The organism is Pedococcus sp. NPDC057267 (assembly GCF_042668795.1).
Taxonomy (GTDB): Bacteria; Actinomycetota; Actinomycetes; order Actinomycetales; family Dermatophilaceae; genus Pedococcus.
The window spans coordinates 25,480-38,760 of record NZ_JBHUYG010000008.1; the positions used below are offsets into that span (position 1 = coordinate 25,480).

General features: G+C 73.8%; 11 protein-coding genes. 5 read left to right on the forward strand and 6 right to left on the reverse strand.

Features of this window, described 5'->3' with window-relative positions; genetic code table 11:
- Positions 1 to 135: 135 nt before the first annotated feature.
- A complete protein-coding gene (locus ACFUC1_RS03525; RefSeq protein ID WP_379116674.1) occupies positions 136 to 1,368 on the forward strand; it encodes an MFS transporter in 1,233 nt (410 codons plus the stop codon).
- Between the two features lie 80 nt (positions 1,369 to 1,448).
- Here the strand turns inward: ACFUC1_RS03525 and metF are convergent, their stop codons facing one another.
- On the reverse strand, positions 1,449 to 2,360 hold the full coding sequence (gene metF, locus ACFUC1_RS03530; protein ID WP_379116676.1) for a methylenetetrahydrofolate reductase [NAD(P)H]: 912 nt from the start codon (positions 2,358 to 2,360) through the stop codon (positions 1,449 to 1,451).
- Positions 2,361 to 2,449: 89 nt separating this feature from the next.
- On the opposite strand from metF, the gene ACFUC1_RS03535 reads away from it, so the two are divergent.
- A complete protein-coding gene (locus ACFUC1_RS03535; RefSeq protein ID WP_379116678.1) occupies positions 2,450 to 3,538 on the forward strand; it encodes a polyprenyl synthetase family protein in 1,089 nt (362 codons plus the stop codon).
- A 185-nt stretch (positions 3,539 to 3,723) separates the two neighbouring features.
- Here the strand turns inward: ACFUC1_RS03535 and ACFUC1_RS03540 are convergent, their stop codons facing one another.
- Positions 3,724 to 4,128, reverse strand: coding sequence for an Rv2175c family DNA-binding protein (locus ACFUC1_RS03540; RefSeq protein WP_379116681.1), 405 nt, complete (start codon positions 4,126 to 4,128; stop codon positions 3,724 to 3,726).
- Positions 4,129 to 4,295: 167 nt separating this feature from the next.
- Here ACFUC1_RS03540 and ACFUC1_RS03545 point away from each other — a divergent pair, with 167 nt between their 5' ends.
- The 3 genes from ACFUC1_RS03545 to ACFUC1_RS03555 all read left to right on the forward strand — a co-directional run bounded on the left by ACFUC1_RS03545 (position 4,296) and on the right by ACFUC1_RS03555 (position 8,796).
- Positions 4,296 to 5,630, forward strand: coding sequence for a LysM peptidoglycan-binding domain-containing protein (locus ACFUC1_RS03545; protein ID WP_379116683.1), 1,335 nt, complete (start codon positions 4,296 to 4,298; stop codon positions 5,628 to 5,630).
- A 168-nt stretch (positions 5,631 to 5,798) separates the two neighbouring features.
- On the forward strand, positions 5,799 to 7,799 hold the full coding sequence (gene pknB, locus ACFUC1_RS03550) for a Stk1 family PASTA domain-containing Ser/Thr kinase (RefSeq protein ID WP_379116685.1): 2,001 nt from the start codon (positions 5,799 to 5,801) through the stop codon (positions 7,797 to 7,799).
- Between the two features lie 118 nt (positions 7,800 to 7,917).
- Positions 7,918 to 8,796, forward strand: a complete 879-nt coding sequence (locus ACFUC1_RS03555; protein ID WP_379116741.1) for a DMT family transporter — start codon at positions 7,918 to 7,920, stop codon at positions 8,794 to 8,796.
- 91 nt (positions 8,797 to 8,887) lie between these two features.
- Here ACFUC1_RS03555 and ACFUC1_RS03560 read toward each other — a convergent pair whose 3' ends face one another.
- From ACFUC1_RS03560 to macS, 4 genes are all read right to left on the reverse strand, one after another.
- On the reverse strand, positions 8,888 to 9,949 hold the full coding sequence (locus ACFUC1_RS03560) for a threonine aldolase family protein (protein ID WP_379116687.1): 1,062 nt from the start codon (positions 9,947 to 9,949) through the stop codon (positions 8,888 to 8,890).
- A gap of 43 nt (positions 9,950 to 9,992) precedes the next feature.
- On the reverse strand, positions 9,993 to 11,342 hold the full coding sequence (locus ACFUC1_RS03565; protein ID WP_379116689.1) for a class II 3-deoxy-7-phosphoheptulonate synthase: 1,350 nt from the start codon (positions 11,340 to 11,342) through the stop codon (positions 9,993 to 9,995).
- Positions 11,343 to 11,426: 84 nt separating this feature from the next.
- The gene (locus ACFUC1_RS03570; protein WP_379116691.1) at positions 11,427 to 12,104 is read right to left on the reverse strand and encodes a response regulator; all 678 of its coding nucleotides are present in this window, start codon (positions 12,102 to 12,104) and stop codon (positions 11,427 to 11,429) included.
- Positions 12,101 to 13,276: a MacS family sensor histidine kinase gene (gene macS / locus ACFUC1_RS03575; protein ID WP_379116693.1), complete on the reverse strand. Its 1,176-nt coding sequence runs from the start codon at positions 13,274 to 13,276 to the stop codon at positions 12,101 to 12,103. The genes ACFUC1_RS03570 and macS overlap by 4 nt, the downstream gene beginning before the upstream one ends.
- Positions 13,277 to 13,281 lie beyond the last annotated feature (5 nt).

Here is a 13,281-nt window from a genome sequence, read left to right on the forward strand (position 1 = left end):
TCTATTCGAACCGTGCTGGCCGCGACGACCGCGGCCCGAGAAAGGTGCAAGGCGCTCCAAGCACGGGAATGCCGGGCGGTCGCCGACTGTTCGATAAGTTTCGAACCGTCGTTTTCGGCCCGGAAGGCATCCCCCATGAGCGCGACCAGCACGACGAACTGCCCCTCGGCCCCCGCGGCGGGCGCCCTCGACACCGCCCGGGCGCGCCGCTCGGCCGGCTTCCCCCTGGCCCTGGCGGCGGTCGTGGCCCTCATGGTCGGCGCCAGCGCGCCGTCTCCGTTCTACCCGGTGCTGCAGGTCCGGATCGGCTTCTCGGCCGGCACGATGACGACGATCTTCGGCGTCTACGCCCTCACCCTGCTCGCGACGCTCCTGGTCACCGGCTCGCTGTCCGACCACGTCGGCCGCCGCCCGGTCCTCGCCGCCGGCTTCCTCGTCCTGGCCGTGAGCATGGTCGGCTTCTGGCACGCCACGGACGTCCCGACGCTGATGGCCTCCCGCGCCGTCCAGGGCGTGGCCGCGGGGCTGCTCATGTCGACCCTGTCCGCAGCCGTCGTGGACCTCGAGCCCGAGCACAGGGCCGGCCTGGCGGCGACCCTCAACAGCGTCACCCCACTCGCCGGCCTGGCCGGCGGCGCGCTCGTCGCCGGCGCCCTGCTCGACCGGGCCCACCACGCGCTGCCGCTGGTCTTCGGCACGCTCACCGCGGCATACGTCCTGCTCGCCCTCGCCGTCCTGGCGCTGCCGGAGACCTCGCCCCGGCACGCCGGCTGGGCGCGCTCGCTGCGCCCCCGCGTCGGCATCCCCGCACCCGCACGGGCGGCGTTCACGCGCAGCGCCCCGGCGGTCTTCGCGGGCTGGGCCACCGGCGGCCTGTACCTCTCGCTCGGCGCCCCCCTCGTGGCGCTGCTCGGCGGCCGGGAGCACCTCGCCCAGGGCGCGGTCGTCGCGATCCTCACCGGGGTGGGCGCGCTGAGCTCCATGCTCGGCGGTCGGGCGGGGGCGCGCCGCACGACGCTCTACGGCACGACCATGCTGGCTGTCGGCACCGTGCTGACACTCGTGGCGCTGCACGCCGGTTCACTCGTCGGCTTCCTGCTCGCCGCGGTGGTGGCCGGGTCGGGCTTCGGGACGTCGTTCCTCGGCATCATGCGGTCCATCACCCCCACCGTCGGGCCGGACCAGCGTGGCGAGCTGTTCTCGTCGGTCTTCGTGGTCAGCTACCTCGCGTTCGGGCTGCCGGCGGTTGCCGCCGGGTTCGCCGTCCCGCACCTCGGCCTGCTGACCACGGCCACGGTGTACGGCGTCGTGGTCGCCGCGCTCTCGGCCGTCGCCGCGCTCACGCGCCGGTTCGGCACCCGCGACTGACGGCCGCACACGACCAGCTCGTACCGCGACCTCCGGGGCGGCCGCGCGCCGTCGGCACGTGGCCCGCGCCCCGCGCCGCGTCAGAGGCCGAGGTTGCGGTGGACCTCGAGGGTCGCGGTCGAGCGGTTCATCGTGATGAAGTGCAGCCCCGGCGCGCCCTCGTCGAGCATGCGCCGGCCGAGCTCGGTGGCGATCTGCACGCCCACCTCGCGCGTGGCGACCGGGTCGTCGGCGACCCGCTCGAGCCGCTCGACGACCGGCGCGGGCAGCGGCGTCCCCATGAGCTGGGACATCCGGGCCACCTGCTTGAAGTTCGTCACCGGCATCAGGCCCGGCGTGATCGGCAGGTCCCGGCGCTCGGCGACCCGGTCGCGCAGCCGCAGGTAGGTGTCGGCGTCGAAGACCATCTGGGTGATCGCGAACGACGCGCCGGCGTCGGCCTTGCGCACCAGCACCTCGACGTCGTGGTCGAGGTCGGGGGAGCTCGGGTGCACGTCGGGGAAGGCCGCGACCCCGATCGTGAAGTCACCCAGCGAGCGGACGAGCTCGACGAGGTCGGTGGCGTGGTTGAGCCCCTCGGGGTGCGGCGTCCACTCCCCTCCCGGGTTGCCCGGCGGGTCGCCGCGCAGGGCGAGGATGTTGCGGACGCCGCTCGCGGCATACATCCCGATGACCTGGCGCAGGGCGGCGACGGACGCGCCCACACAGGTGAGGTGCGCCAGCGGCGTCAGGGTCGTCTCGAGGGCGATGCGGCCGGTGACGCGCACGGTGCGGTCCTGGCTGGTGCCGCCCGCGCCGTAGGTGACCGAGACGAAGTGCGGCCGCACCGACTCCAGCCGGCGGATGGCGTCCCAGAGGACCTCCTCGCCCGCGTCGTCCTTGGGCGGGAAGAACTCGAAGCTGATCGAGGGCTCGGTGCGCGCGAGCATGCCGGGGATCGACCGGGTCTGCGACTCCGGCCGGGCCAGCCGCGACGGTTGCCCGAGTGCCATGGCGGTGAGACTAGTCGAGCGCCCACGCCGTAGGCTCAGGTGCAGCACCGGGTGAGACGCCCTGTGCCGCCGACGATCTGGAGGAGCACGTGGTCGCCAGCCCGCTCGATGCCGCCGCACTGCGCGAACGTGTGCAGCGCTGCGTCGACGTCGTGCTCGCGCGCCAGGACGGCGTCCTCGCCGAGGTCGGCCCCGACGCCCAGGAGCTGCTCGCGGCAGTGGCCCGGCTGCTCACCGGCGGCAAGCGGCTGCGCGCCGCCTTCCTCTACTGGGGCTACCGCGGCACGGGCCAGCCCGACTCCGAGGCGATCGTGCAGGTCGCGACCGCGATGGAGTTCTTCCAGGCGGCGGCCCTGATCCACGACGACGTCATGGACGACAGCGACACGCGTCGCGGTATGCCGGCGGCGCACCGCTCGCTCGCGGCCCGCCACGAGCGCGAGGAGTGGGCCGGCGACGCCGGCCGGTTCGGGGTCGCCGGGGCGATCCTGGCGGGGAACCTGTGCCTCAACTGGACCGAGGAGCTGTACGCCACCTCCGGGCTGGCTCCCGAGCACCTGGCCCGCGGCCGGGAGGTCTTCGACCGGATGCGCACCCAGCTCATGGGTGGGCAGTTCCTCGACGTGGTCGAGTCGGCGCGGTCGTGGGAGGGCGTGCCGACACCGGAGCGGATCGAGCGGGCCGAGCGGGTCATCCGCTACAAGTCCGCCAAGTACACCGTCGAGCACCCGCTGCTCATCGGCGCCACCGCCGGCGGCGCGAGTGCAGACGACCTGGCGACGCTGTCGCGCTACGGCCTCGACCTCGGCCACGCCTTCCAGCTGCGCGACGACCTCCTCGGCGTGTTCGGCGACCCCGCCACCACGGGCAAGCCCGCCGGCGACGACCTGCGCGAGGGCAAGCGCACGGTGCTGGTCGCGCACGCCCTCGAGGGCACCGACGACGCCGGGCGCGCGGTGGTCGGCCGCCTCCTGGGCGACCCCGCCCTGGGCGACGCCGAGGTCGAGGAGCTGCGCAGCGTCATCAGCGACAGCGGCGCCGTCGACGCGGTCGAGGCCGACATCACCCGGCTGGCCGGGTCGGCCCGCTCGGCGCTGAAGTCGACGACCGGCCTCACCGACGAGGCCGTGGACGTGCTCGACGCGCTGATCGACAGCGCGACCAGCCGCCAGTACTGAGCCCGGCCCGCCTGGCCGGCGAGCCGACGGTCACGCATCGTGGGCACTGCTCAGCAGACAGTCAAGTGCTCAGCGGAGGTTCGACCCTGCGCTGGGTGCACGAACCTCTGCTAGCAGAGGTTCGTGCATGGCGAGGGTTTCGGCGAGCACTGGAGGCAGGGAGCGCCCGACCCGGGGAGTGCGTGCTAGAAGGCGGTCTCCATGGCACGGCGGCGCACCTCGGTCTTGAAGCCGTCGCGCAGGGCATCGACGGGGGTGCCACCGCGGCCGAGGGTGTCGTCGGCGGTGAACAGCCAGCGCACGACCTCCTCGTCGTCCATCCCACCGTCCGCGAGGACGGTGATCGTCCCGCGCAGGTGGTGCAGCACGGTCTCGTCGAGGAACGCCTCGGGGACCTGCAGGATCCGCCGCTCCCCCACCCGCAGCCCGAGCACCTCGCGGTCCTCGAGCATCCGGCGGACCTGCGACAGCGGCACGCCCAGACGCTCCGCGACGTCCGGGACGGGCAGCCAGGACCCGACCAGGGCCTCGATCGACGTCGCTGCGCCGTCCTGCGTGTCCGCGCCCGGACCGGGGTTCTGCTCGCTCACGGGGCCAGCCTGCCAGCCACTGCGGACAATGCAAATTACATCGATGTAAGTCGATATCTCGGTCGCGGTTTCGTGTACTGTCACACGGGCCACAGTCGTCACATCGACACCACTCGCACCCGCCGTACCTCCCGCCCCGCGGGAGCCGCCCGAAAGGCACCCCCTCCATGCCACCTGTGATCGCACCGGCTGCCGTCCCGCCCGCCGCCGTCTCGGCCCCACCGGCGGTCGTGCAGAAGGCCAAGCCCGCGCCCTACGGCTGGACGACCTACACCGTGCGCAGCGGTGACAACCTGTCCACCATCGCCGCCCGGACGGGCTCGACGGCAGGCATCCTGGCTGCGCAGAACCACCTGCCCGACGGTGGCGGCCACCTGTCCATCGGCCAGCGGCTCAGCGTGCCGAAGACCGCCGCCCAGGCGCGCGCCGAGGCGGCTGCCGCCCGAGCGGCAGCGGCGGCCCGCGCCGAGGCCGTCAGGCGAGCGACCTACGTGGTGCGCGAGGGCGACACCCTGTCCGGCATCGCGGCCGAGCGCGGCGTCACCCTCGCCGCCCTGCTCAAGGCGAACCGCCTCTCCCCGACCTCGGTGCTGCACATCGGCCAGAAGGTGATGGTCCCCGGCTCCGCCCCGGCGAGCGCCTCCCGTCCCGCAGCCGCCCCGGAGCCCACCCCGGGCGGGGGCACCTACGTCGTCCGATCGGGCGACACCCTCAGTGCGATCGCCGCTCGCACCGGCACTCCCCTCGGCACGGTCTACTCGCTCAACCGGCTCTCCGCCCGCAGCATCATCCACCCCGGCCAGAAGCTGCGCGTCAACGGAACGGCCCCCGCGCCGACAGCGGCCCCCAAGCCCAGCAGCACCGCATACACGGTGGTCGCCGGTGACACGATGTCCGGCATCGCCGCGCGCAAGGGTGTCCCGCTCGCGGCCCTGCTCAAGGCCAACCGCCTCGCGGCCACCGCCGTCATCCTCGTCGGGCAGAAGCTGCAGGTCCCGGCGACCGCGGCTCCCGTGACCTCGACGAACGACACCTTCGCCGGACGCACCTACCCGAGGTCCACGGTGGACGCGGCCAACCGCAACCGGGCGACCCTCGCAGCCGCTGCCGTCCCGAGCCGCAGCCAGACCCAGGCCATGGTCGTCGCCACGGCCCGCCGCCAGGGCGTCGACCCCGCGCTCGCCCTGGCAGTCGGCTGGCAGGAGTCCGGCTGGAACCAGCGGCAGGTCTCGGTCGCCAACGCGATCGGCGTCATGCAGGTCATCCCGTCGTCCGGCGAGTGGGCCTCGCAGATGGTCGGGCGCCGGCTCGACCTGCTCAACACCCAGGACAACATCACCGCCGGGGTCGCGATCCTGCGCGCCCTGACCCGGTCCGCAGCCAACACCGACCAGGCCATCGCCGGCTACTACCAGGGGTTGGCCTCGGTCCAGCAGAACGGGATGTACGCGGACACCAAGGCCTACGTGGCCGCGGTCCTGTCCCACCGCGGACGGATGTGACCTCGGGGCGGGGCTGTCGCTCCGCGCGACCGCCCCGCCCCCGGGTCTGCCCGGACCGCGCGCCCCTGGGTCTGCCCGGACCGCCCGCCCCCGGGTCTGCCCGGACCGGTACGTCCACGACGGACCTGCCTGCACGGGATGACCCGTCCGGTCTCCTACACTTTGCGGGTGTCTTCCGGTGTGACCGAGTCCCTCCTCGGCCGTGTGCTCGACGGGCGCTACCGCGTCCAGTCGCACATCGCCGACGGTGGGATGGCCTCGGTCTACCTCGCCCTCGACACCCGCCTGGACCGCGACGTCGCGCTCAAGGTGCTGCGCAAGGACCTCGCCCAGGACGAGGCGTTCGTCACCCGCTTCCGGCGCGAGGCCCGCTCGGCGGCCCGGCTGTCGCACCCCAACGTCGTGGCCGTCTTCGACCAGGGCGAGGACGACGGTCACATGTTCCTGGCGATGGAGTACGTCCCCGGCCAGACGCTGCGCGAGGTGATGCGCGCCGAGGGGCCGCTGACCCCGCGGGCCGCCCTCGACATCCTCGCGCCCGTGCTGCAGGCCCTCGGGGCCGCGCACCGGGCCGGCATCATCCACCGCGACGTCAAGCCCGAGAACGTCATCCTGCGCGAGGACGACGGCACCGTGAAGGTCGCGGACTTCGGCCTCGCCCGGGCGGTCTCGGCCCACACCGTAACCTCGCAGACGGGCGTGCTCCTCGGGACCGTCGCCTACCTCTCCCCCGAGCAGGTCGAGCGCGGCATCGCCGACGCCCGCAGCGACGTCTACGCGGCCGGGCTGATCCTGTTCGAGATGCTGACCGGCACCAAGGCGTTCACCGGCGACACCCCGATCCACATCGCCTACCAGCACGTCCACGGCTCGGTCCCGGCCCCGTCCTCCCGGGTCCCCTCGGTGCCGCAGGAGCTCGACTCCCTCGTGGCGCTGGCGACCTCGCGCGACCCCGACCAGCGCCCCTCGGACGCCGCCGACTTCCTCACCCAGGTGCGCGCGTCACGCGCGATGCTCACCCCGGCCGAGCTCGACCGCCGGCCCGAGGGCCCCGCGTCGCTCGCCGGAGGCGCCAGCACGGTGGCCGTCGAGCGCACGAGCGCGCTGCCGGTCGGGCCCGAGGACTCCGAGCCGGGCGCGCAGGACCAGGCGGCCCCTGCGCGGCGCCGGGTACCCCCGGTGGCCCTGCCGATCGACCACACGCCCACCGCGCCGCCGGGAGCCGTGCTGGCCTCGCGCCGTGGTGGCGCGCTCGAGGGCCGCGTCCTGGGCGACGACGCCCGTGGCGGCCTGCCGTGGCGCTGGATCGCGGTCGCCCTCGCCGTGCTCCTGGTGGCCGGCCTCAGCATCTGGTGGTTCGTCGCCGGTCCAGGCTCCCCCACCGTCGTGCCGCGCACCACCAACCTCGCCTACGCCCAGGCCGCCTCCGCCCTCGAGCGTGCGCACCTCACGCCGAAGCGGCAGGACCAGTTCGACGAGAGCGTGCCCAAGGGCGTCGTCATGTCGACCGACCCCGGCGCCGGCAAGCAGGTCTCGCGCGGCACGGACGTCACCGTGACCGTCTCCCGGGGCCCCGAGCGGTATGCCGTGCCCGACGTCACGGGCAAGTCCAAGGCCGAGGCGACGGACCAGCTCACCGCTGCCAAGCTCGTGGTCGGCACCGTCACGCAGGCCTACAGCGAGTCCGTTGACCCGGGCCTGGTCATCAGCACCAATCCCCCGGCCGGCACCGAGCTCAAGCGCGGCGCCGCCGTCGCCCTCGTCGTGAGCCAGGGCAGGCAGCCGATCGCCGTGACCGACTGGACCGGCAAGCCCGCGGACCAGGCCGTCAACGACCTCACCGGCAAGGGCCTGCAGGTCGACGCGACCCAGCAGGACTTCAGCACGACCGTGCCCAAGGGCAGCGTCATCTCCCAGTCGCCGGCCGGCGGCACGCTCTACCGGGGTGACACCGTCAAGCTCGTCGTCTCCAAGGGTCCCGAGATGGTGCCCGTGCCGGACGTGCAGGGCAAGCAGGAGGCGGAGGCCGAGAAGATCCTCACCGACGCCGGGTTCAAGGTGCAGAAGGACCGGTTCATGGGCGGCGTCTTCGGCACCGTCCGCAGCCAGAGCCCCGCAGGTGGCGGCCAGGCCCCCAAGGGCAGCGTCGTCACCCTCGTCATCGTCTGACCGTTCTGCCGCCCGGCGCCCCCACCCCGAGAGTCCTGCCCTGTCCACCAGCACACCCCCCGCCGGCCCGTCGGCCGCCTCGCGCCCGAGGCTGCCGGCGACCCGTCTGGCGACCCTGCTGCTCGTCTCCGTGACGGCCGTCTGGGGCTCGACGTTCTTCCTCATCCGCGACCTGGTCGTCCACGTGCCGTCGGCGGACTTCCTCGCCGTGCGGTTCGCGATCGCGGCGGCCGTCATGGCCGTCGTGTTCCGGCGGCAGGTGCTGGCGCTCAGCCTTCGTGAGCTCCGGGTCGGGCTGGGGCTGGGCGTGCTGTACGGCCTGGCCCAGCTGCTCCAGACGGTCGGCCTGGAGCACACGGACGCCTCGGTGTCCGGCTTCGTCACCGGCACCTACGTCGTGCTCACCCCGGTGCTGGGGGCGGTGCTGCTGCGCGACCGCCTGCCGGGCAGCACCTGGCTCGCCGTCCTGCTGGCGACGACCGGGCTGGCCGTGCTGTCGCTGCGCGGCCTGTCGGTCGGGTACGGCGAGGCCCTCACCCTCGGCTCCGCGGTCCTGTACGCCCTGCACATCCTGGGCCTCGGCCGGTACTCGACGGCCGCCGCCGCGACCGGCCTGGCCACCGTGCAGGCGTTCGTCATCGCGGTCGTGGCGTTCGTCGCCGCGCTCCCCGGCGGGATCACCCTGCCGTCGACCGGCGGCCAGTGGACCTCGTTGCTCTACATGGCGCTGGTCGCCGGGGCCGTCGCCCTGTGGGCGCAGACGTGGGCCCAGTCGCACCTGCCCGCCGCCCGCGCCGCCATCGTCATGACGATGGAACCGGTCTTCGCCGCGTTCTTCGCCGTGCTGTTCGGCGGCGAGTCGCTCACGGTGCGGATGCTCCTCGGTGGCGGGTTGGTGCTGACCGCGATGTACGTCGTCGAGCTGCTCGGGCGACGCTCGCCCGGCGCGACCGCCGAGCAGGACCCGCCGGCCGAGCTGCTGCACCACGAGGTCTGAGCGCGCCCTCCCTGCCCACCCGAGGTCTTTGAGCGATCCCGGCGGTGGTGACCGCCGAGATCGCTCAAAGGCCGCGGAGGGCGGGAAGGGGTCAGGCGGACGGCGCCCCCTGCTCGAGCAGCGGGGCGAGCGCGTCGACGGCGAGCGCGGTGCCGGCGTCGTCGACGTCGAGGTGCCACACGAGGCGGACCGCCGTGGGGCTCACGGGGTAGATCCGCACCCCGCGCCCGGCCGCAGCCTCGACGAACCCGGCCGCGGTCCAGCCTGCGCCGGACACGTCGAGCACCACGATGTTGGTCTGCACCCGGGCCGGGTCGACCGAGCCGGGGCGAGCCTGCGCAGCGACCTCAGCGAAGCGGCGGGCCCGGCCGTGGTCGTCGGCCAGCCGCTCCACGTGGTGGTCGAGCGCGTGCAGGCCAGCGGCCGCGAGGATGCCGACCTGCCGCATGCCGCCGCCGAAGCGCTTGCGCCAGATGCGGGCCTCCTGCATGTGCGCCGCAGAACCGACCAGCACCGACCCGACCGGCGCGCCGAGGCCCTTGGACAGGCACACGCTCACGGTGTCGAACAGCCCGCCCCAGGTGTCCAGCGGCGTCCCGGTCGCGACGTGCGCGTTCCAGAGCCGGGCGCCGTCGAGGTGCATCGCGACCCCGCGCTCCTGGGTGCCCGCCCGCAGCGCCTGCACCTGGTCCAGCGGCTGGACCGTGCCGCCGCCGAAGTTGTGCGTGTTCTCCACGACGACCAGCCGGGTGTTGACCTGGTACGCCCCGCCGTCGGGGATCATCAGCGCCAGCGGCTGGGCGGCGTCGAGCTCCCCGTGCTGCGCGACCCACGACCGGGCGGAGATGCCCGACAGCACCGCGGCCGCGCCCATCTCGGCCCGCAGGACGTGCGCGAGCGAGTCCGCGACCAGCTCCTGGCCGGGCGCGACGTGCAGCCGGATGCCGAGCTGGTTGGCCATCGACCCCGACGGGGTGAACAGCCCGTCCTCGTGGCCGAGCATCCCTGCCACCCGCTGCTCGAGCTCGCGGACGGTGGGGTCCTCGCCGAATACGTCGTCACCGACGGGCGCGGCGGCCATCGCGGCGCGCATCGCGTCGGTGGGCTTGGTGAGGGTGTCGGACAGCAGGTCGACCTGGGGGGCGTCGGGCATGCGAGCAGCCTAGGAGGCCGTCAGCGGCGGTCGCCTCTCCGGGTCAGCTCTTGCTGAGCATCTCCGCGGTGAGGAAGGCCAGCTCCAGGCTCTGCTGGTGGTTCAGCCGCGGGTCGCACACGGTCTCGTAGCGCTGGGACAGGTCGGCGTCGAGGATCTTCTCCGCCCCGCCGAGGCACTCGGTGACGTCGTTGCCCGTGAGCTCGACGTGGATGCCGCCGGGCACCGTCCCCAGCGCCTGGTGCACCTCGAAGAAGCCGCGCACCTCCTCGACGACGTCGTCGAAGTCGCGCGTCTTGTAGCCGCTGGAGGACTCGAAGGTGTTGCCGTGCATGGGGTCGCAGATCCAGGTGACCTGCGCGCCACTGGCGGTGATCTTCTCGACGAGCGTCGGCAGCGCCTCGCGGACCGTCCGCGCGCCCATCCGGGTGATGAAGGTCAGGCGCCCCGGCTCGCGGTCGGGGTCGACCTTGTCGATGAGCCGCAGGACGTCGTCGACCTCGGCCTTGGCCGAGAGCTTCACGCCGATCGGGTTGAGCACCTTGGAGACGAAGTCGACGTGCGCGCCGTCGAGGTCGCGGGTGCGCTCGCCGACCCAGATGAAGTGGCCGCTGGTGTCGTAGAGCTCCCCGGTACGGCTGTCGACGCGCGTCAGCGGGCGCTCGTAGTCGAGGAGCAGCGCCTCGTGCGCGGAGAAGAACTCGGTCGTGCGCATGGCGTCGAAGTCCGCGCCACAGGCCGACATGAACTTCATCGCCTTGTCGATGTCGTGGGCGAGCCGCTCGTACCGGCTGTTGGCGGCGTTGGCGACGAAGCCGCGGTTCCAGTCGTGGACGTGGCGCAGGTCGGCGAAACCGCCCTGGGTGAAGGCGCGCACGAGGTTCAGCGTGGCCGAGCTCGCGTGGTAGGCGCGGACCAGCCGCTGCGGGTCCGGGATGCGGGCGTCCTGCGTGAACTCGAAGTCGTTCACCATGTCGCCGCGGTATGCCGGGAGCGTGACGCCGTCGCGCGTCTCGCTGCCGCTGCTGCGGGGCTTGGCGTACTGGCCGGCCATGCGGCCGACCTTGACCACGGGGACGCTGGCGCCGTAGGTGAGGACCGCGGCCATCTGCAGGATCGTCTTGACCCGGTCGCGGATGTTGTCCGCCGTCGCCGCCGCGAAGGTCTCGGCGCAGTCGCCGCCCTGGAGCACGAACGCCTCGCCGCGGGCGGCGGCGGCCATCCGGCTCTTCAGCACGTCGCACTCCCCCGCGAACACGAGGGGCGGATAGGACGCCAGGGTCGCGACCGCGTCGGCGAGGGCCAACGGGTCGGGCCACTCGGGCTGCTGCGCCGCCGGGAGGGCGGCGCCGGCCGCGAGGCTGGCGAGGGCGTCGTGCTGGGCGGTGCTCACGCATCAAGGATAGGTGCGCCGTGGACCGGCCCGTCCCGCAGCCCGCATCGCGGTCACCCGCCCTCGCTGCGAGGCCGTCAGCGCCTAGGCCTCCGGGGTGTCGAGCCCCTTGGCGATCGCGAACCGCGCGAGCTCGACCCGGTTGTGCAGCTGCAGCTTGCCGAGGGTGTTCTGCACGTGGTTCTGCACGGTGCGGTGGCTGATGAACAGCTCGGCAGCGATCTCCTTGGAGGACATGCCCGTGGCGACCAGCCGCAGCACCTCGGTCTCGCGCTCGGTCAGCTCCGGGATGGGCCGGGACGGGTCCACGGCCGGCTGCGTCGACATCCTGCGGAACTCCCCCAGCACCAGCCCCGCGAGACCCGGCGTGAAGACGGCCTCCCCGCGGGCGGTCGCACCCACGGCGGCGACGATCTGCTCGCGGGTGGCCGACTTCACGAGGTAGCCGGTGGCACCCGCCTTGACCGCCTCGAGCACGTCCTGCTGCTCGCCGCTGGCGGACAGCACCAGCACGCGCGTCTCCAGCGCGCCCAGCGCCTGGCAGACCTCGTGCCCGCGCAGTCCCGGCAGGTTGAGGTCGAGGACGAGCACGCGCGGCCGCGTCGCCCTCGTCCGGTTGACCGCCGACGGCCCGTCGTCCGCGGTGGCGACCACCGAGTACCCGGCGTCCGACAGGTCGGCCGCCACGGCATCACGCCACAGCGGGTGGTCGTCCGCCACGACCACCGTCACCGGTGCCGCTGCGGTGTCCTGCTCACTCATCGATCTCCCTCCGGCGCGCCGCCCCTCGGCGCGCGCATCTCGACCGTGACCCCGGAGCCCTCACGGCCCGAGTACCTCGCTTCCCCCCCGAGGTCCGCCAGCCTGCCGCGGATGCTCGAGGCCGCGCCCAGCCGCCCGGCTGCCGCGGCCTGCTCGAGCCGGCCGGGCGGCATACCCACGCCGTTGTCGCGCACGGTGATGACCACGTCGTCGCCGGCGTCCTCGAGCAGCACCCACGCCTGGGCGTCCTCGCCCGCGTGCCGGCGCACGTTGTCGAGCGCGGCACCGACGGCCGCCGCCAGCTCGCCGGCGACGCGCGGCGGCACGGGGACGGGGTCGGCCGGTGCGACGAGCTGGACGCGACCACCGGCGTACCGGGCGAGCGACTGGCGCAGGTCGGTGTCGCCGCTCACGGCCGCCTCGGTGTCCTCGGGGCTGGTGCCGCTCACCAGCGCGCGCAGGATGCGCTCCTGCTCGGCGGCCATGGCGCCGAGCACGGCCGGCTGTCCACCCAGCTCGCCACCGCGTCGGTTGATGAACGCCAGCGTCTGCAGGACACCGTCGTGGACGGTGCGGGCGAGCCGCTCCCGCTCGCGCACGCGCGCCTCGAGGACGAGCGCCTCGCGCAGCTTGGCGTGGCCCTCGCGGGCCAGGTCGCAGGCGTACCCGATCAGCGCCCCGATGAGCAGCAGCAGCACGATGTTGTTGACCGTGTTGGGCGTGGCCTGCCGCACCTCGACGACGTCGACGACGCCGATGAACACCGCAGCCGGTATGCCGCCGCGGCGCCCGAGCAGGACGGCGGCGGAGACGACGCCGGCCGCCGGCCAGAACGTCGGGAGCGTGCGCGCCCCCGCGGCGATCGCGGCGTCGGTGTCGACCAGGCGGGTGGCCAGGATCGCCGCCGCGCCGAGCCCGAGCTCGACCAGCACGAGCCACAGTCGGCGCCGGCGGTACAGGACCAGGAAGACGGTCCACGCCCCCAGCACGGCGAGGACGGACCACGCGAGGGCGGGGCGGGTCAGGTCGGAGGGCCGGTCCCAGAGCGAGTACGCGGCGTAGAGCAGCGCGATCGGGCGGAAGACGTCGATGCCCTTCCAGAACGCCGACACCACCTCCGGCTGGGAGGACGGGTCGAGCAGCGCCGACCGGCGTGCCGGCACCGAGAGCACGCCGG

Bases quoted from the DNA above. Each gene is read 5' to 3' on its own strand.
- ACFUC1_RS03525 (WP_379116674.1), top strand. From the start codon at position 136: ATGAGCGCGACCAGCACGACGAACTGCCCCTCGGCCCCCGCGGCGGGC.
- metF (WP_379116676.1), bottom strand. From the start codon at position 2,360: ATGGCACTCGGGCAACCGTCGCGGCTGGCCCGGCCGGAGTCGCAGACC.
- ACFUC1_RS03545 (WP_379116683.1), top strand. From the start codon at position 4,296: ATGCCACCTGTGATCGCACCGGCTGCCGTCCCGCCCGCCGCCGTCTCG.
- ACFUC1_RS03560 (WP_379116687.1), bottom strand. From the start codon at position 9,949: ATGCCCGACGCCCCCCAGGTCGACCTGCTGTCCGACACCCTCACCAAG.
- ACFUC1_RS03570 (WP_379116691.1), bottom strand. From the start codon at position 12,104: ATGAGTGAGCAGGACACCGCAGCGGCACCGGTGACGGTGGTCGTGGCG.